Here is a 286-nt window from a genome sequence, read left to right on the forward strand (position 1 = left end):
AAGACATTTTCGTTCCTATCGATTTCATCATCGGTGGTGAGAAAATGGCAGGGCAAGGCTGGCGCATGCTGGTGGAATGTCTGTCGGTCGGCCGTGGCATCACGCTACCTTCTAACTCGACGGGTGGTATCAAATCGGCTGCGATGGCAACGGGTGCATACTCTCGCATTCGTCGTCAGTTCAAACAACCAATCGGTCACATGGAAGGCGTTGAAGAGCCATTGGCGCGTCTTGGCGGTAATGCATACGTCATGGATGCGGCCAGCAACCTAACTGTTGCAGGTAT

Annotated in this window: 1 protein-coding gene; it reads left to right on the top strand. The window is 53.1% G+C overall.

Going from position 1 to position 286, the window contains the following annotated elements; translation table 11 throughout:
* A partial coding sequence (locus R7Q48_RS26015) for an acyl-CoA dehydrogenase family protein (RefSeq protein WP_411979290.1) occupies window positions 1-286 on the top strand: 286 nt, incomplete at both ends.

It is taken from the genome of Vibrio sp. 378 (assembly GCF_033339435.1).